Source organism: Haladaptatus litoreus (assembly GCF_900156425.1).
Taxonomy (GTDB): Archaea; Halobacteriota; Halobacteria; order Halobacteriales; family Haladaptataceae; genus Haladaptatus; species Haladaptatus litoreus.
Window position 1 is genome coordinate 48,168 of sequence record NZ_FTNO01000008.1, and the last position, 16,715, is coordinate 64,882.

General features: G+C 52.1%; 14 protein-coding genes and 2 pseudogenes. 5 read left to right on the forward strand and 11 right to left on the reverse strand.

The annotated features are described in order from the left end of the window. Window positions 1-76 precede the first annotated feature (76 nt). From BW974_RS22905 to BW974_RS22925, 6 genes and pseudogenes are all read right to left on the reverse strand, one after another. Window positions 77-1,378, reverse strand: a complete 1,302-nt coding sequence (locus BW974_RS22905; protein WP_139329008.1) for a Cdc6/Cdc18 family protein — start codon at window positions 1,376-1,378, stop codon at window positions 77-79. A gap of 398 nt (window positions 1,379-1,776) precedes the next feature. Beyond that, window positions 1,777-2,247, reverse strand: a pseudogene (locus BW974_RS22910) (hypothetical protein); the annotation flags it as partial. Between the two features lie 2 nt (window positions 2,248-2,249). Next, on the reverse strand, window positions 2,250-3,476 hold the full coding sequence (locus tag BW974_RS22915; RefSeq protein WP_076433359.1) for an RNA-guided endonuclease InsQ/TnpB family protein: 1,227 nt from the start codon (window positions 3,474-3,476) through the stop codon (window positions 2,250-2,252). Further along, window positions 3,477-3,602 (reverse strand): hypothetical protein, encoded by a 126-nt coding sequence (locus BW974_RS27085; protein WP_281247741.1) that lies wholly within the window; start codon window positions 3,600-3,602, stop codon window positions 3,477-3,479. Between the two features lie 136 nt (window positions 3,603-3,738). Continuing rightward, a pseudogene (locus tag BW974_RS22920) lies at window positions 3,739-3,966 on the reverse strand (nucleotidyltransferase domain-containing protein); the annotation flags it as partial. After that, window positions 3,963-4,637 carry an RNA polymerase subunit sigma-70 gene (locus BW974_RS22925; protein ID WP_076433363.1) on the reverse strand — a complete coding sequence of 225 codons (675 nt, stop codon included), beginning with the start codon at window positions 4,635-4,637 and terminating at the stop codon, window positions 3,963-3,965. The gene BW974_RS22925 and the pseudogene BW974_RS22920, both read right to left, overlap by 4 nt. A gap of 323 nt (window positions 4,638-4,960) precedes the next feature. Between BW974_RS22925 and BW974_RS22930 the strand changes: the two genes are divergently transcribed. Together BW974_RS22930 and BW974_RS22935 are read left to right on the forward strand one after the other, a co-directional pair. Continuing rightward, window positions 4,961-5,899: a ParA family protein gene (locus BW974_RS22930; RefSeq protein ID WP_076433365.1), complete on the forward strand. Its 939-nt coding sequence runs from the start codon at window positions 4,961-4,963 to the stop codon at window positions 5,897-5,899. Continuing rightward, on the forward strand, window positions 5,892-6,311 hold the full coding sequence (locus BW974_RS22935; RefSeq protein WP_076433367.1) for a DUF7970 domain-containing protein: 420 nt from the start codon (window positions 5,892-5,894) through the stop codon (window positions 6,309-6,311). Before BW974_RS22930 ends, BW974_RS22935 begins: the two co-directional genes overlap by 8 nt. 758 nt (window positions 6,312-7,069) lie before the next feature. Here BW974_RS22935 and BW974_RS22945 read toward each other — a convergent pair. Together BW974_RS22945 and BW974_RS22950 are read right to left on the reverse strand one after the other, a co-directional pair. Continuing rightward, a complete protein-coding gene (locus BW974_RS22945; protein ID WP_076433371.1) occupies window positions 7,070-8,425 on the reverse strand; it encodes a class I SAM-dependent methyltransferase in 1,356 nt (451 codons plus the stop codon). 43 nt (window positions 8,426-8,468) lie between these two features. Next, the gene (locus BW974_RS22950) at window positions 8,469-8,738 is read right to left on the reverse strand and encodes a winged helix-turn-helix domain-containing protein (RefSeq protein WP_217694402.1); all 270 of its coding nucleotides are present in this window, start codon (window positions 8,736-8,738) and stop codon (window positions 8,469-8,471) included. A 1,022-nt stretch (window positions 8,739-9,760) separates the two neighbouring features. Here BW974_RS22950 and BW974_RS22960 point away from each other — a divergent pair. Then, window positions 9,761-10,681 carry a hypothetical protein gene (locus BW974_RS22960; RefSeq protein ID WP_245800273.1) on the forward strand — a complete coding sequence of 307 codons (921 nt, stop codon included), beginning with the start codon at window positions 9,761-9,763 and terminating at the stop codon, window positions 10,679-10,681. A gap of 901 nt (window positions 10,682-11,582) precedes the next feature. Then, window positions 11,583-12,575: a bile acid:sodium symporter family protein gene (locus BW974_RS22965; protein ID WP_076433375.1), complete on the forward strand. Its 993-nt coding sequence runs from the start codon at window positions 11,583-11,585 to the stop codon at window positions 12,573-12,575. A gap of 29 nt (window positions 12,576-12,604) precedes the next feature. Here BW974_RS22965 and BW974_RS22970 read toward each other — a convergent pair whose 3' ends face one another. The 3 genes from BW974_RS22970 to BW974_RS22980 all read right to left on the reverse strand — a co-directional run bounded on the left by BW974_RS22970 (window position 12,605) and on the right by BW974_RS22980 (window position 15,283). Further along, window positions 12,605-14,008, reverse strand: a complete 1,404-nt coding sequence (locus BW974_RS22970; protein WP_076433377.1) for an FAD-binding oxidoreductase — start codon at window positions 14,006-14,008, stop codon at window positions 12,605-12,607. 419 nt (window positions 14,009-14,427) lie between these two features. After that, a complete protein-coding gene (locus BW974_RS22975) occupies window positions 14,428-14,793 on the reverse strand; it encodes a DUF6141 family protein (protein WP_245800274.1) in 366 nt (121 codons plus the stop codon). Between the two features lie 163 nt (window positions 14,794-14,956). Beyond that, entirely contained in the window at window positions 14,957-15,283 is a 327-nt protein-coding gene (locus BW974_RS22980) for an arsenate reductase/protein-tyrosine-phosphatase family protein (RefSeq protein ID WP_281247742.1), read from the reverse strand. A 277-nt stretch (window positions 15,284-15,560) separates the two neighbouring features. Between BW974_RS22980 and BW974_RS24430 the strand changes: the two genes are divergently transcribed. Continuing rightward, window positions 15,561-16,310, forward strand: coding sequence for a Cdc6/Cdc18 family protein (locus tag BW974_RS24430; RefSeq protein ID WP_245800288.1), 750 nt, complete (start codon window positions 15,561-15,563; stop codon window positions 16,308-16,310). Window positions 16,311-16,715 lie beyond the last annotated feature (405 nt).

Sequence of the window (16,715 nt, forward strand, 5' to 3'; positions counted from 1 at the left end):
ATAGCCAGGCATTCCACCATTTCAAACCATTCCAAAACTTCGAGGTATATAAAGAAGACACCCCACTGTTTCCAACTCACTCACCGAGCGTCATTTGTCTATTCGCCTGTTCACGGAGATTGTCTAAGTCGTCAATTTCACCGTCCTCTTCTTGTTCGAGCGCATCAATCACGGTTTCGAGTGGCGTGTCGAGCTTGTATTTATTTGGTCGGCCTCGACCGCGCTGATCTCGATTCACGTTTTTCAGTATCCCGTTATCACACATCTCAAGTAAATGTTCGTGCGCTCCACGTCGAGTAAGAGGGTCACGACCGAATTCCTGAGCCACCGTTTTGTAGTACTCGTAGATGTCCCTCGTCTGTGCGGGCGTCTTTCCTTGGGCAGCGAGATTCGTTACGGCGAGCAAGACGTACTTTCGATGGGTGGTGAGCTTTCGAATACCAGTAGTCACCAGTTTTCGCTCGATGATCTCCTCAGCGTCACGAACGTGCTGCTCTTCGATGCAATCGAGATCATCCGATTCTACGGCTTCGTTCTCTGCTAGTTCGGCTGCTTTACGCAGCAGCCGAATTGCTTGACGGGCAGAGCCACGATCGCGAGATGCCAGTGCTGCACACAGTTCGATAACTCCTGTCTCAGTCGTGCCCTCATAGAACGCTTGCTCGGCTCGGCGGGACAAAATTGAAATGAGATCGCTCTGTTCGTACGCGGGAAAGTGAAGCTCGGTTTCACAAAGTGTGTCTTTGACCCGAGCAGGAAGGTCATCCCTGAAATTGAAGTCATTGCTGATGCCGATAATACAGAGTTCGGCGTCGAGTTTGTGCATCGTTTGGGCTCGAGTGAGCTGATAGAGAAGTTCACTATCACTGCCGAGTGTATTCACTTCGTCAAGGACGAGGATGATGTTGTCCGCGGCCTCGTTGAGGTCATCGAAAAGCTCATCATAGACCTGTTCAGCAGGGTATCCAGTCTTACTTAATTCAGGTTTATCTAGGTCGAGTGTCGTCAGTGGGTACTCGGGATTCCGTGCCTCATTGATGAGTTCGATTGTCGACTGATACGAGGTATTTGCTGACGAGCAATTGATCTCAAGCAGATCGACGTCGATATCCTGCTCCTCAGCAGTCCCTCGCAGGTCGGGGAGAAGTGTTCGGGTCGCGACGGTCTTGCCAACACCCGAGTGTCCATAGAGAAAGATATTGTCGAGATCCCAGCCCTTCAACAGTGGTCGAAGGAGCTTTACGTACTCTTCGAGTTCCTCGTCTCGTTCTTCCAGTTTCTTGGGTTTGTATTCCGGTTTCAGGACGCTCCGATCTTTGATGATGTATTCATCGAGAAACCCATCATCGTCAAAATAGCCCATGTGATTTTTACTCACGGGATGTCATAATAAAACCACCGCTTCCAACGTTTCCACCCCACACCAACACTTCCAACTAGCCGTTTACTTATAAAACACACTCCCCCCACCATTTCCAACTTCACCACCAGAACAAGTGGAGCAGCTATACATCGAATATTGTAATAAGAAAGATTTATTTACTAGAGCGTAAAACCATACCCGTACTGGAGATAAAAGAGTAGCTAGTGAACCTCTGAAGTGGTTAGTACGTTATCTCTTCCATTGTTCCTTCGAACATTGCGTTTCGTCTATCGCCGAAGTTGGAAACAGTGGGGTGGGAGGGGGTTATAAAGAAACCCGTAGTTGGAAGCACTGGTTCGGGTTGGTGTTTTCTTCTTTATGAGACCGCCACTCGACTTGAAATGGTGGTCGAATCAACTCAGCTGTTCCACCTGCGCAGCGAGATACGTTCGAAGGTCCGTAATTGTCTCCTCGGAAACTGTCGACGCACCGAAATCGCTTCGAAAGCCGTGTTTGAGATCTTCACCGTCTAGAATCTCGAGACCACGCTCGAGTTGGGTGCGAAGGGCGTCTTCATCTCCCCGATGGAGGTGTCGGGTCACAGTATCGAGATCGATTTCTTCGGCAACCGCGAGGACGTCACGAAGATCAGTCTCACGCCCACTATGAAGTTTCGCAGCGACGAGTACTGACCCATCGATGGCCTGAGCGACCGTCGCAACCGTCCCACCGCTCACTTCTTGTTCTGAACTGTGGTCGTATAGGTAGTCGAACGACCACTGCGCTTCGGTCTGACGACAGCCGAGTCCGTTCACGAGCAGATCGAAGCCGATCGGTTGCTGTGGCGCGAGGCGTTTCTCGTACTCAATGACTTCCGTGTCGTGAACTACCCCGCCCTGCTCGGCCGTATGGCCTCGCTGAGGACGGGGCTTCCTGCTTCGAGGACGCGCTTTGCAGACACAACCGTGTCCGTAGGGAGTGCAGTCTCCACAGGCGTTGATTCGGAGCGTCCCGCTCCTACTTTGGTGATACCGCGAGAAAGGATGTTCCACGCCGCATTCGCGTCTCTATCCGCTTCAAACCCGCACGCCGGACACGAGTGTTCGCGCACCCACAGCGGTTTATCGGTCGAAACGCCACAGGATGCACACTCTTTCGTCGTCCCACGTGGGTTCACTGGAACGTAGTGTGTGCCTTCACGTTCACACTTGTATTCGAGCATTCGGAGGAACGTCCCCCACGATGCACCCGCTCGATTCCGGCTGTTGTCTGGGAGTTCCATCAGCCCTTTTGCATCCAAGTCTTCGACTGCGACAAGGTCGTACTCTTTTGCGTAGTAGTTCGACAACTTGTGCAAGAAGTCCCGGCGCTTTTGTTTCAAGTCGGCGTGACGTTCTGCCACCGCACGGCGCTGTTTCTCCCAGTTCTTGGAACCGTGTTGCTTCCGTGAGAGGGTACGTTGGGTGCGTTCCAGCCGGTCACGTTCATCCGATAAGTCCAGCGATTCAACCGCTGTCCCATCGGTGTCGTGAGCGTACTTGAGAATTCCTACGTCGATGCCAACACACTTCTCGGGATTCGCCGGTTTCTCGGGAGCTTCATCGGGTGTCTCGACACCGAGGATAGCGTACCACTTTCCAGTGGGTTCCTGCTTAATCGAGACAGTCTTAATGTCCGCTTCGTCGGGCAAGTCGCGGTGGAAGGTGATGGGTATGTCACCGAGTTTCGAGAGCCATAGTCGCGTCTGACCGCTCGTGTTCTTGAGCTTGAAGCCAGATTGACTGTAGGTGAAACTGCGGTACTCTTCGGGTGCCTTCCACTTGAGCGTCCCAACACGGTAGCCGTTGTCTTTGCGACCACGGAGCGTTGAGAGGTTATCATACAACCGCTGAACGACCTTTTGAAGCACTTTCGAGTGAACGTCTTTCAGGTCGTTCCACCACTTTTTGAGACTCGGCAGGAGTTTCTGTTCGGAGTATGCCGACGTATCGTCGTTCCGGTTCAAACGGTGGAGAAAGTGGTTGTAGACCTGTCTACAGGTATCGATCGTCCACGCTAACCGCTCTTCAATGTCGGCGGGTGGGTTCAGTCGGTATCTGTAGTTGTAGTTCATCTACGTGCGTTCTTCGATGTGTTCATCAAGTTTCGTTTGAACGAACGAGGAGAGACTCATGTGGTTTTCCTGAATCCACTCCTCTTGGTCGTCGCGGATAGAAATAGTTTCACGTGTTACACACATAATTTATAAAATTTACATACAAATAGTTTGTGATTACGTGGGCCTGCAACAGAGCAGTGGATGAACAGATGATGACGGCGCTGTATCCCCTCCCTACTCGCTCCTTGAGGAGGGGGCCTTAGCGCCTGCAACTCAGGTAAAACCACGTTTTTGCGTGGTTGTCGGTTTCCTCGAACCCGTGTGTTTCGAGGAAAGATACGAATGAATCCTTGTTATCGGGTGCAACGACGATATCGAGATCTGTCGAGAAGCGAGTGTTGAATGCCGAGACGGCATACCCACCAACGAGGACGTACTGCAGGTCGTTCTCGTTTAACTCGTCAAGAAGTTCGATGAGCGCGTTGCTTCGGTTATTGAAGCTCATGGCTGGGCGCGCTCTCCTTCCTGGTAGGCGACTCCGAGGTCGAGATCGTCGTACATTCGGTCGAGCATCGCAAGGGCTGACTGGAACTGCACAAAGTTTTCGCGCATATACGCAATCGTCTCCTCACGGGAGATGACTGGGTAGCCCTCAACCTGCTCAATGTCGAGGGTCGGCTGTGGGTCGAGCACGATCTGGAGTGAGCCCTCGATCTCGTCATTCGGCTGGCGCTCTAATGCAGTCGGCAGACCGAACGACTCGAAGAATGCCTCCCATGCTTCGACATCCTGGTCGCGAACGGCGAGGAATAGTGGGTAGTCATCCGGGCTGCGACCGACCTGATAGCCGCCCTGTGTCCACACATAAACCGCGTCGATGCGGGTGAAGGCGAACGGCCACTCTCCAAACTGCGGGATAACGTATGCCTCGTCGATAGATGGAGGACTGACGCGAGCACTTGCTGCAATGAGTTCACGAGCTGCGTCTTGAACGCGGTCGTCGGTGACCGAAAGCCCACCATCGTACTCGAGATATCCTGCGTCTTCGAGTCGATTGACCGCTAGTCGCACCGTCTCGTATGGTGTATGGAGATGGTGTGCGAGACGGCGAATCGAGTCGCCACTCTCGACCCCAAGGATGACTTGTGCACCAGTGTCGTCTAGTATCTCATACATCTGGTAGTTACCAATAATTCGGGAATGGTTAAGAGTCTTACTAGAATGGTAACATCGTCGTCAAATTGAATCGCTGCTCTGATATCCAGCTGTGTCTTCGAACACTACCATTTTTTAATTGATTTGCATCTGTAAATTGGATTCTATTTTAGAATAGAATTCTATTTACTTTATTTATGCTTCTTATACTATTCTTCATCTATCCTCACTACTTGTGCCATTATTGTGCCATTTGCTATTTTTACTATTCATGCTATTCGTGCGATTTTGCCCACTTACGTCCCGTAGATATAAGTCACGAGAGGATTCTATTTCAGAATAGCATGGCTGAACCGAATAGTAGGAATAGCACAGATAGAATAAATAGCCCAAATAGCCCGTACGAATCTATCGATACGAGCGGGACGTCACGAGCCGTCTCAGTCTGTATGCTGAAGGGTGGCGTCGGGAAGTCAACCATCGCGGTGAACCTCGCGCGTCAGCTAGCCGCCCACGATCACGATGTCCTCCTCATTGATCTTGATCCGAATGGGCACGCCTCGGTGGGTCTTGGATTCGATGACCACTATCACGACACGGATGAGAGCATCGGCGAGGTCTTCTTCGACGATGCAGATCCTGCGTCAGTCATCTACGATACCGACCACGAATTCGATATCCTTCCTTCGAGCGAGAATCTTGAGCAGGTTGAGCGAAAAATCGTCGTGGGCGATGTCTTCCAACCCTCTGCACTGTTACAGCGCGAAGTCGTCGACCCGTTGCTTGGTGAGGATTACGACTATATCGTTACTGACTCGCCTGCCTATCGCTCGCGATTGACCGACAACGCACTCGTCGCGACATCCAATCTCGTTCTTCCACTTGCACCCGGCAATGAAGCCATGTCTGGACTGGAACGCACCATCGAGCGTCAGATTGTCCCGCTGCGCAAACACATGGACGTTGACGTCCTTGCGCTTGTTCCGAATATGCTGAGCGGTCGTATCGACCAGCAGACGCAGGATCGGCAGTTGCTTGAACGATTGAACTCCCACGCTAGCTTGCAAGACCGAATTCCCAACTTTGCGCGAATTACAGACTGGGAGGCCGTTGATGCGGGCGATAGTAGGCCCACACCTGGTATCCGCGACCGAACCAGCATCACGAAAGCATACGGTGAACGGCAACCGCTGTTGGACTACGATCCCGAGTGTGACCAACTGACCTGTTTCGACGAACTTGCGCATATTGTTGAGGCTGGTGAGGTGATTCGCAATGAGTGACGAGGACCCGTTTGCGGATCTTGGTCAGACGCTGGACGACGCAAACGAGCATGACGATTCTGCGTCATCACAGGAACTAGCTGAGGCAACTACCGATTCGACATCCGAGCAGCGCGTAACTCAGGATGAGGGCAACGTCGAAGACCGAGATCCAACGGAGGATACTGCCTTTTCCTATGAGGCAGCTCGCCAGCGACCGTTCTACGCGCGTGATGAAACGGTCGAGAATTTTGACTCCTGGTTGAACTATGAACTAGAGCGTGAGCTCAGTATCCGCGGCTATCAGAATATCGTTGTTCGTGAGATGACGGATGCCTTGCTACGCACGGTTGTTGAGGAAGACTTGGTTGATGAAGTAGCCGAACGATTTGAGCAGGCCCGACGAGATGCTATTCCAGAATCGGATGAATAGACTACTATTTTTTAGCACGAGGATGAGTCTTTCTAAGCTGGGTTATTGAGTATATCGTGGTTGTGAACGGATGAATAGCATAATTTTCTTAAATAGCTGAAATAGTGTAAATCGAGTGAATAGCTAGAATAGTATGAATAGAGTCCCTCAAATCGCTATGTCTGTCCAGTGTTCTGAGAGGCGTCGAGACATTGCAGGTCAGTAGGCTTCCGGGCCCGCGCACGCATCCTCTTCGAAATTAGCAGTTGGTTAGACACAACCAGGAAAACAAGCGCCAGTGACCCCAAGCCCCTGAGTTAGTATGCTATACTAACGTCAACGTCGGCTTGAGTTACGCCGATGTATTTCGATTCACCTCAGCAGGTTGCAGCTAAGTAATCGAATGCTCAGATCATGTGAAGCTGCGTGAGTTGAGTCATTACCGAGTCTGTCCATCTGTCCAGCTCGTGCTCATATAGCGGTTGCAGTTGCTTCCCTATCGTACTCTGACCACGGTCAAGAATTTCAGCGATTTCAGCTATTGTACTGTGTGGATGATCAAGTATAGTCAGATATACACGGAATGCTGCTTTATGCGCTCCACAGACCGTGGCCATCGTTTCCGTGAGTTCCAACTCAGTCTGAATGATTGGATCTGGATGTCCACGAGGGCGCGGGTCCGTACAGCTGCTCGTTGGTATCGTCAGCGTAGGGCATTTTCTCGGGTGCTTCAAGAAGTTCGAGACACAGCCCTTACTCATTCGAGAATGGTCGACAAGTTATTTCACCGCGACCGCGAAAGGAACGCTTTTCACATCGAACACATGTTCATTGCCCACAATCTTGTTTTCAAGCCGCTCCATTCGGTTGGCCATCGTTTCATACAGTTGTTTGTCCTCTTGAGTTGCATCCGCTCGTTCCGCACGAACTTTCGCGTAGTGTAATCTGTTCGAATGAAAGACCGACCAGTAATCACGACGCTCAGCACTCTCTCGTCCCACAGTATGATAATTCTGCAAATCCAGCCACACATCCATCGGAGGCGGTGAGAGCCGTTTCAGATGGGTTGGAAGTCGCCGACCGTGGGTTCGGTCACTACTCCCGGGGATGGCATCCGTTGTCTCGACAATCCAGTCCATTTCTTCGTCTGGTGGATAATGCAGATGCTGCCCGTCATCGCAACTCCGAATCGCCATTGCCCCGTTATCTCGTACCTGTTCCCAAAGGAGCGAGAGTATCGACTCTTGGTTGGCAACGTGATGAAAGAGATAGCTGGAAAACACTATATCAAACGTCCCGAGATTCGCCTTGTTGAGGTTGTTTACATTCAACCATCGGTACTCAATATTCGACGCCGAATATCGGTCTTTGGCAACTTTCAGGACTTCTTCGGCGTCATCAATCGCAACAACTTCGAACCGGTCGTCATCACCAAAGCGAGACTGAGTGACCGTCCCGTAGCCACATCCAGCATCGAGAACGGAGTAGGGTTGTTCAATGCCTTTCTCTTGCAAATGTCCGACAATCTGGTCGATATTACGATTGTCTTGTTCCTCATGCATCGCGGCAGACAATTGCAGGCGGTCATGATCGACTTCGGGATCATACTCACTCGGCCCCTCATGCTCTTCAGCAGTATTCGAAACACAGTCCGATGACGAGAGCAACTGATCCATCGTCCGCGCTAGAGCGTTCGTAAGTTGTTCTTCATACTCTTCCTGATCCACATACGTGAAATACCCCGTCGATCGGCAGTCGTCCCGAAATTCTTGCAGGCGCTCGTATTGCTCCGGATCAAGCCGATTCGGTGGAATATCGCGCTCGGAAAATCCAATCACTGCCGGCAAATCTTCTTCAATCGCCAGCCGTTGCACGGCGTCAGCAAGGCTCTCGCCACTGGCCGTTCCAGCGTCAACTGTCGTCCAAAACGCACCTAACACAATGTCAATCTCGTCCGCAAGATCGGACCGACTCACATCGACGTGATTGGCATCGACAGGTCCTAAGTAGATGTTTTGCTGGCGGCCGATCGAGGCGTTCCAATTCAGGACGACATCTTTTGCGACTTGCCGCTCTGCTGTAATCTCGGAGGGCATCGCGAGGAGCACACGATATACAGTTGATTCAGTGGGCATTGATGATTCGTAGTTCAAAGCCCCGGACAAAATGCGTACCGAATCAGATGTCTGAGGGGTCGAATTCCTCTAACTGTTGGCGTTCATCGTCTGTCAGCTCGCCTGCCAAGTAGTGCTGACCCAAACCTGTAATCTTATAATAACCACGTGTTTCATCCGTTCGCTCAATGAGGCCCGCAGCTCGCAATACCCGCACCCGGTTCCAAACGGTGCCTTCAGCAAGGTCCATATTGACAGCGATGGCTGTAGGTGGAACCTCATAGTCTGGGAGCGCATGACCGTCTAGAAATTCCAGAATGTCAAGATCGCTCATTCGGAGCCAGGCTATTCGCGCTCTCATGGGAAGTGGTAAGTACTCTATGTTCGCATAGCACCGGCTAAAAACCCACGCAAAGTCCTGCTCGCTCTCGTCGGCGTCGATGAGTATATACTCATTTAGTAGTGAGCGTACCCAACCAATTTATTACAATGGGCCATATAGATGGGAGTAAGAGCCGATGATCGAAGTCGCACTTCCCAATGCGAGAAGAAGTCGAAGCGACGCAGGTGTGCGTTGGAAATGTAGGGATGAAACGAGGAATCACTCGTATGTGGGAGCTCATGTGCGCACTGACGTCATCGAGCTGGCACGGTTGAGAGAGATGAAACTACACTAAGCAAACTTCAACGCCAAGAAATGACTGCCACGCCAGAGGTCATTTCCCGGCCCAATAGCCAGAAGACATCGTCGTATGGTTCCAGACAGACGACGCATGTCAATCGCATGGCTCTTGGGTCAATTGCCGCCGGTACGCAAATTAGCGAACGTCCGTGGGTCCAATCACTCGTTCGCAGGCGTACCGGCCACCTCTGGCACAGAACACATCCAAGTAGTACACTTAGCTATGTCCCAGAGCAAACGCAACTTAGACACCAGTTCTTGTAAAGCTTCCCCGCTGTCCGACACGCAATGCCGGCTAAATCAGTGGGCAAAATCTCCAGAGCAGAATCATCCGAGCTCGTCGTCGACGGGCCCCTCCACATCCTCCCCACGTCTCTCAAAGCGCATATCCTCACTGACGACCGCCAACGAACTCAAGCAGCATCCGTACCGTGATCCCGAGCAGTTGCAGACTGTCTTCGAGCAAGCAGGAACAATCGCTGACACCGCTGCCCACTTCGACATATCTCAAACGACGGCTCGCCTGTGGTTGATTCAGTATGAGCTGTACGATCCCGAACGGCAAGGAATGTCATCTGTTGCGAATCGGTTGGAAGAGCTATCACCTGAGGATCTTGGACTCCCACCTTTGGGGGAACACCAATGAGAACGACGGATTCCGGAGGTGAGTACTGATGTCGATCGGACTATCGCCCGACGAAGGTGATGAGAACTCGGTATCAGACGACGACTTTGCCGCTGCGATGGGGATTGACGTACCAGAGCCAAGCACATCGAACGCGACCACGGCAGAACAGGAGGCCCCAAGCCGGGAAACGATGTGGGCGAAACTCCAGCAGCAGGCTGAGCAGATTAAATCGCTTCAGCAACACCTCGAAACGCTCGAGCAAGATCATACGGAGGTCAAGAAAGAACTGGCCGACGCACGAAATCGTGCCGACCACGCCGAAGCCGTAGCCGACGCTGCAATTGGTCACGTTCGAAACCTCCACAAGGAACTCAATTCACTTCGGAATGGTCAGCAGGGTATCAATAAGACACTCTGGGAAGACCGTGATAGCCACGATGGAACGGGGAAAATCAAGTCATTCAACTCTCGAATCTCTGATTTGGAACACGACCGAGTCGACGTGAGCGACCTCATCAATTCGGATGCGACCCACGACCTCGAAATTCAACGGAAGACGGCCGCACGGCTGGCCGCTGAGCGCGAGGACGCCGACTCGCCTCTGTCGGGGAACAAGCATCGCATGACGTTCCTCTGGCGCGAGTTCATCGAATCAGCGCAGAAAACGAAAGGCGGGAAACTCGAGCTTGATTCGTCGGCGTGCCGCCGTCGGTTGGAACACCGCGCCGGGATTCACGATCCGAACACAAACACGGTACAGCGGTCGATGAAAATGCTGGCGCGTCACACACGGCAAGACGGCGGGGTGAGTGGGTCGGACGAATGGGACGACGTGGACAACCTTGTCCGCTTCGAACCCGGCGAGCGAGGCGGACAAGCCGCTCGGTTGGTCGCTGATGCGGATGAATTCCGTGAGTTTGCTGCTGAACAATCACGGGCTGCGCTCGAACAGGGAGGTGACGAGTAGCGATAATTACACTGTCGTAATTATCTCTTGAACGCGGGGCGTAATTTCGTCCTGAAGCGGTTCCGGAGTATTCCTCCACAGATGACAAGGGGGGCGCAAATTGCGCCCTCCTTCGATGCGGAACGAACGGTTGGCTACTGTGGGGTGTAATTACTCTCACTTTTCTCACCGCGCTTGCGAGGTGGAAAATGGTGGGTGAACAGGTCTGGCGTGATTACGCTCCACTTTCGGGCGTTAATTACGACAGTGTAATCTTGTTTGGGTGTGCATCGGTGAGAACGAAAATTCATGTATCGTGTTTCCGCCATGTCTTTCGGTGATCATCGTCCAATTTCATTGGAATCACTAAGGGGTTATCACCCAAGGAGACGTGCCAGCAGACCCGTCAAACCGGCCAATTTGGGATATTTGGGCCAGCCGCTGTCCAAACCCGGACACTGGGTTGAGCATCCGGCTGATGACATCCACGGCAAACTTGTGTGCCAGTCAGTGACAACGAGATCATCGATCGGCCTATTGAGAACCTTGGATGTGACATGCGGACCGTCCGATCAAGAGTCGGATTTGTCCGGTATCTCTATCCTTTTCTTGAGGACTGTCTCTTGTCTAATACGAGTGTTGAGTAATGTCGAGATTCATACTACTTGGGATGCTAAGGTACCTGCCCGTCTTATTGGAGTGAATATGACAGCTTGAATATTCTGCCTTAATAGTTAATTATAAAAATTGATCAGCTAAATCCCTTACATAGGTTCGCTACTAATGCATACTCAGCTGAAACCACACCAACTCTTGTTGGTACCTGTGAAAACTTGCATGCTCCAGGAGGCCAAATCAATTCAAACGCTCTATCTCCGGCTCCGGAATCAGCCTAACCGGTCCAACGGAGCTTAACGAGACTATGACATCTTTATCGAAATTAGAGAACGCTTCTGACTTTATAAATAATTATTTCGTCGTTTGGGTGATTGTCGCTTCGTTGTTAGCGCTCTATCAGCCGGAGTTATTCACATGGATTGGCAGCTATATCTCCCCTTTGTTGGGTGTTGTCATGCTTGGGATGGGGCTAACGCTGACGCCGGTTGATCTCAAACGAATCGTTGACCGGCCACGAGATGTAGTCATTGGGTCGCTCGCACAATGGACGATCATGCCAATTACGGCGTACCTCTTGGTACAGATTTTCAATCTGCCCACAGAACTCGGAATTGGTATCATTCTCCTCGGGGCTGCTCCAGGCGGAACGTCGTCGAACGTCATGACGTATCTAGGAAAGGGAGACGTTGCACTCTCGATTGCGATCACGTCATTAACCACTATCGTGGCTCCGATTGTGATGCCAGCGTGGGTACTCTTTCTCGCTGGCGCGGATGTACAGGTTACATTCGCCGAAATGTTTCAGGAGATCTTGTTCGTAGTGTTCATTCCTGTCGTTGCAGGTGTCATAATCCGTCAGTTGATGGAACGAAAGGCGCCGACCGCCGCAGAGACTAGCTTAGTCGTCTTTCCCTCGATTAGTGTGATCGCTATCGTCGTTATCGTCTCGGCTGTGGTCGGTCTCAACGCCGAGAATATCCTCTCCGTGAGTGCGATTGCGGTCGCTGCAATGATCATCCACAATACAGTCGGATTTGGTTCCGGGTATGCGATCGGGCACGTAGCAAACATGCCAGAGGATCGTGTTCGTGCCTGTACGTTTGAAGTAGGACTACAAAACTCGGGATTGGCGACTGCGCTCGCAGTTGCGTTTTTCAGTCCGTTGACAGCGCTCCTTCCCGCACTGTTCAGCGTCTGGATGCTCATTGTCGGTCCCACGCTCGCGACTTATTTCGCTCGCAAAACCGACGATAGTCACAAACCACAAACCGATCACAGTACAGTGGGAACTGATTAATAGAGTCGATACCTCTATGTTGATCTTGATTATTGACCGTCTTCAACAGATCCTTCGGACGGGATGATTTTTCCAGGATTCAGTGTTCCCTTCGGATCGAGTGCACGTTTGATTGCTCGCATTGCATCGATTGCGGCCGTACCGTGCTCCTGTTCCATGAATTTTTGTTTCCCGATTCCGATGCCGTGTTCGCCGGTCGCGGTTCCGTCGAGTTCGATGGCGCGTTCAATGAGTTCCGCATACGCCTCGCGAGCGCGGGCGGCCTCTTCGGGGTTGTCGTAGTCAGCGAGTACAAAGTAGTGTAGATTACCATCTCCAGCGTGGCCGAAGCATGGGATAAAAAAGTCGTACTCCTTAGCGACGGTAACAACCTCCGCGATCATCTCAGGGTATCGGCTAATAGGGACAGTCACGTCGCCAGGTGGCCCGATGTCGAGATCAGGGCTGTGCTCTTCGGCGGCGTAGGTGATATCCTTTCGAACTTGCCAGAGCCGTTCCATCTCCTCACCCGAAGCGATTTCCATCCGGTCGAGGTCGTGCCCTTCGAAGATGGTCCGGCAAAAGTCGATCTCCTCTGCAATGCCGTGGTTGGCGTGGAATTCCACGAACACCATTGGTTGTTTCGGTAGATCGACATCGGCATACTCGTTGGCTAGCATCGCGGTCTGGTCGTCGATGAGTTCTATTTTAGCCACGTCTACACCCGACGTGATTGCATCGGAGATTGCCTCGGTAGCGTTGTTGAGCGTTGGAAAGACAGCACGGCCACCTTTGATTTGTTCGGGACGCCCAGCAAGTTCGAGGGTTGCTCGGGTGATGATGCCTAACGTCCCTTCACTCCCGATGAGGAGTTCTTTCAGGTTGTACCCGCTTGACGTCTTTGCCGCTTTACTTCCGGCTTCGATGACTGATCCGTCAGCCAACACCACCTCTAGCTCGAGTATCCAGTCAGCAACTTCACCGTACTTTACGGTCCGTTGGCCAGACGCGTCGGTGGCAATCATTCCCCCAATAGTTGAAATCGCACCGGACGACGGCAACGGCGGGAAGAACAATCCGTACCGCTCAAGCGCCTCATTCACTTCGTCGCCAATGATTCCCGCTTCCACGTCGATTTGGAGGTCGTCGGGCCGAATTTCTCGGACAGCATCCATCCGCGTCGTGTCGAGACTAATGCCCCTGTCGACCGGCGTGGCGTTTCCCTCTAATCCCGTACCTGCAGCATACGGAGTAACTGGGACACCGTGATCGTTCGCAGCTTTCACGACTGCGGCGACGTCCGCAGTAGATTCGGCGAAGACGACAACGTCGGGTTCGGTCTCGTCCGCTTCTCGGGTGCCAAAATCTCCCGCGTGGTTCTCCAAATCGGAATGGCCCTGGGAAACCTCGCCGTCCAACTCGAGGTTCGTAAGGAATGAGCAGTCATATTCCATACAGCATCGAAGCCAGCGTTAAGACATAAAGTTCCGGTCAGTGGTAATTTGTGAGAAACGATCTTGGTATGGCGAGGATTGACGGTTGAATACAAGCGATCGCCTGTTGTGGCGGCAGACACGGTGTTCAAGTTGCTGAAGCAAACTGACATCGGCTAGAATAGATTTCGATGTGGTGACCGCGGGTCGATGAGCAACTGCTCTGATTCAAACAGCGGTTATGTCGTAAATGCGTTGATATCGTAACTAGAAGAAACGACTCTCTGGCTCTGTATGAAGCGCATGTAGAAGTGAGAGGTGCTAAAATCGTGCATTCTGGGATTGCTATTGCCTGCGTAGTCTCATCTTCAGACTCTGCCAGAAGTTGAGATTGCTGATCTCAATGCACGAGTGCTGGGCGAGGATTATCGACCGTCCATTTAGCGCTCGTAGACCTCGTCGATCGCGGTGACGAACTTCTCGACGTGTTGTGTTCCGATAAGGATGTCTCGGCCATTTGTACGCTGGATCCACACGCCACGATTGCCACTCACGTTGTAGGCTATCTTCCCCGGTGTCCAGCGGATGCCCCACCCGCCAAACTCGCGAATCGGATCGTATGTTTTCGCCTCGTATCGCTCGATCTCTGACCAGGAGACCCGACGGAATGACTGATGAAGGGGCCACATTTTGACGTAGATTCCGTCGTTTCTGACTTCGGTTGTGAGACGAATGCTGTAGACAAACGCCGCGATAGCTCCAACGAGAGCGAGTCCGATTACTGAGACTGGCCCTAGCACAAGCATGAGCAGCGCAATACTCGTGAGGAGTGTCCAGATCCACCACTGGCGAAACCGCTGCACTTCACGATATGCCGGGTCTGTGTCCATGAAATCGTCACTATAAGTTGGTGCTCCTCAGTAATGGGGTCATCGAATACCAAGGGGAGGCTCCATTATATCGAATTTATTATTGGGATTCTAATTCGTCGAAGAACTCACTAACACGCTGTTCGATTTCATCTCGAATTGCACGTACTTCCTCCATCGATTTCCCATCCGGATCGTCGAGTCCCCAATCACGATTGTCGCCACTCCAGGTGGCAGGACAGACGTCCTGTGCTGAACAGCCCATCGTGACTACGTACTCGGACGCTTGGAGCTCTCCAACGGTGATATCACGCGGCACGTTTTCGGAGAGATCAATTCCGATCTCATCCATCACAGTTACGACTTCTGGATGCACATGAGGCTTTGAGCAGAAGTTGGGACTGGCTCTCTCAATGCATTCACTCACGGTGTGGAGCTCAAACTCTGTGGGGATATCTCGGGCGGAGATGCTGCTGGGATGCTACCGTAGATGTTCCGAATGACCGTCGAACAGTGAGGCGAACTGTATCAACAGTGCAAGCACGATGGCCAGTCCAAGCATGGGGTACTCAACCCTGACGAGCATCCATTTCACCGTTTCAGAGGCGTTCATAAGGCTGATCAGGACGGTCGCGTAGTGTTCGGGATTTGTGTAGATTAGGATAACCCAGAGATTCTCCAGGGAATCGAAGAGTCGAAAGGAGATCGACAGTGTCGGAGACGACGACGATGTCCTCTACGAACTCCCCCGCTGCAACGACAACAACAACGTCACCGAAACCAAGGTCGGCGTCATTGGCATTTCAAACGACTTTACATTCCGCGACAATCTCTCAGGCCGTGTTACCGATTCGCTTTGCGACGAAGAGATTCATTTCCCGCCATACGATGCGAATCAGCTCCGTAATATCCTTGACCAGCGTGCCGACGAAGCATTCGTCAATGAAGTTCTCAAAGACGATACGATCCCGCTTGCTGCTGCTCTTGCTGCCCAAGACAGTGGCTCTGCTCGACAAGCACTCAAACTCCTTTTTAAGGCTGGTGATCTCGCCCGTTCTCGCAATGAAAGCCGGGTAACCGAGGATCTTGTTCAAGAGGCTGATGAGATCGTCCAACGGGGAAAGGTGGAAGACGAGTTAGCGAGTCTGCCAACACAGAGCCATCTCACCCTGTTTGCAGTGTTCCAACAGGAACGCCAGGGGAAGACTCCTGCTCGAAGTCGTGACATCTACGAAGTCTATGCTGATGTTGCCAGCACGATCGACGCTGATGTTCGGACCGATCGAACAATTCGCGAGCGCCTTCGGCATCTCTCGCTAAAGGGCTTCCTCAATGTATCTGAAGTGAATGAAGGACTGTCCGGCGGGAGCTATTATGAATATTCGCTCGGCATCCAGCAAGACACGATCGCAGAAGCACTCCGGGAAACAAACCGCCTTTCAGGTCTATTTTGATATGAGAGTAACGACGGTTTGAGCAATACCTGAATGGTCAAAGTAGATTGCACCGTGGTCCTAAAAATGGCAAATATCGATGGCGTCGGTCAGGAATTCTAACAGCAAGTCCCGCATAACAATGCCCATCGCGACCTCTTAATGAAATGCGGACGTCGACGGGTGGTTCCTCGCTTGCCATGCCGCGCGATGTCCGAGCCAACAAAAAACGTCAGGTCACACGTCATACTCCCACAGATGGCCATGCTCTGCTTTCCAGCATGGCCATATTGTGTGCTCCGATGGGGGATTCCGGAGACGAGAGAACGGGTTGCTTACTGGCAAAAGCACCATCGGCATCCTGTCAATGGCGGCACTCTGTGCCGTGGTGGTTCGAATCCACTCCCGTTCGTAGTGCCATCAGGT

Bases quoted from the DNA above. Each gene is read 5' to 3' on its own strand.
- BW974_RS22945 (WP_076433371.1), bottom strand. From the start codon at position 8,425: ATGCCCACTGAATCAACTGTATATCGTGTGCTCCTCGCGATGCCCTCC.
- BW974_RS22915 (WP_076433359.1), bottom strand. From the start codon at position 3,476: ATGAACTACAACTACAGATACCGACTGAACCCACCCGCCGACATTGAA.
- BW974_RS22935 (WP_076433367.1), top strand. From the start codon at position 5,892: ATGAGTGACGAGGACCCGTTTGCGGATCTTGGTCAGACGCTGGACGAC.
- BW974_RS22950 (WP_217694402.1), bottom strand. From the start codon at position 8,738: ATGAGCGATCTTGACATTCTGGAATTTCTAGACGGTCATGCGCTCCCA.
- BW974_RS22975 (WP_245800274.1), bottom strand. From the start codon at position 14,793: ATGCTTGTGCTAGGGCCAGTCTCAGTAATCGGACTCGCTCTCGTTGGA.
- BW974_RS22965 (WP_076433375.1), top strand. From the start codon at position 11,583: ATGACATCTTTATCGAAATTAGAGAACGCTTCTGACTTTATAAATAAT.
- BW974_RS27085 (WP_281247741.1), bottom strand. From the start codon at position 3,602: ATGTGTGTAACACGTGAAACTATTTCTATCCGCGACGACCAAGAGGAG.
- BW974_RS22970 (WP_076433377.1), bottom strand. From the start codon at position 14,008: ATGGAATATGACTGCTCATTCCTTACGAACCTCGAGTTGGACGGCGAG.
- BW974_RS22960 (WP_245800273.1), top strand. From the start codon at position 9,761: ATGTCGATCGGACTATCGCCCGACGAAGGTGATGAGAACTCGGTATCA.
- BW974_RS22925 (WP_076433363.1), bottom strand. From the start codon at position 4,637: ATGTATGAGATACTAGACGACACTGGTGCACAAGTCATCCTTGGGGTC.
- BW974_RS22930 (WP_076433365.1), top strand. From the start codon at position 4,961: ATGGCTGAACCGAATAGTAGGAATAGCACAGATAGAATAAATAGCCCA.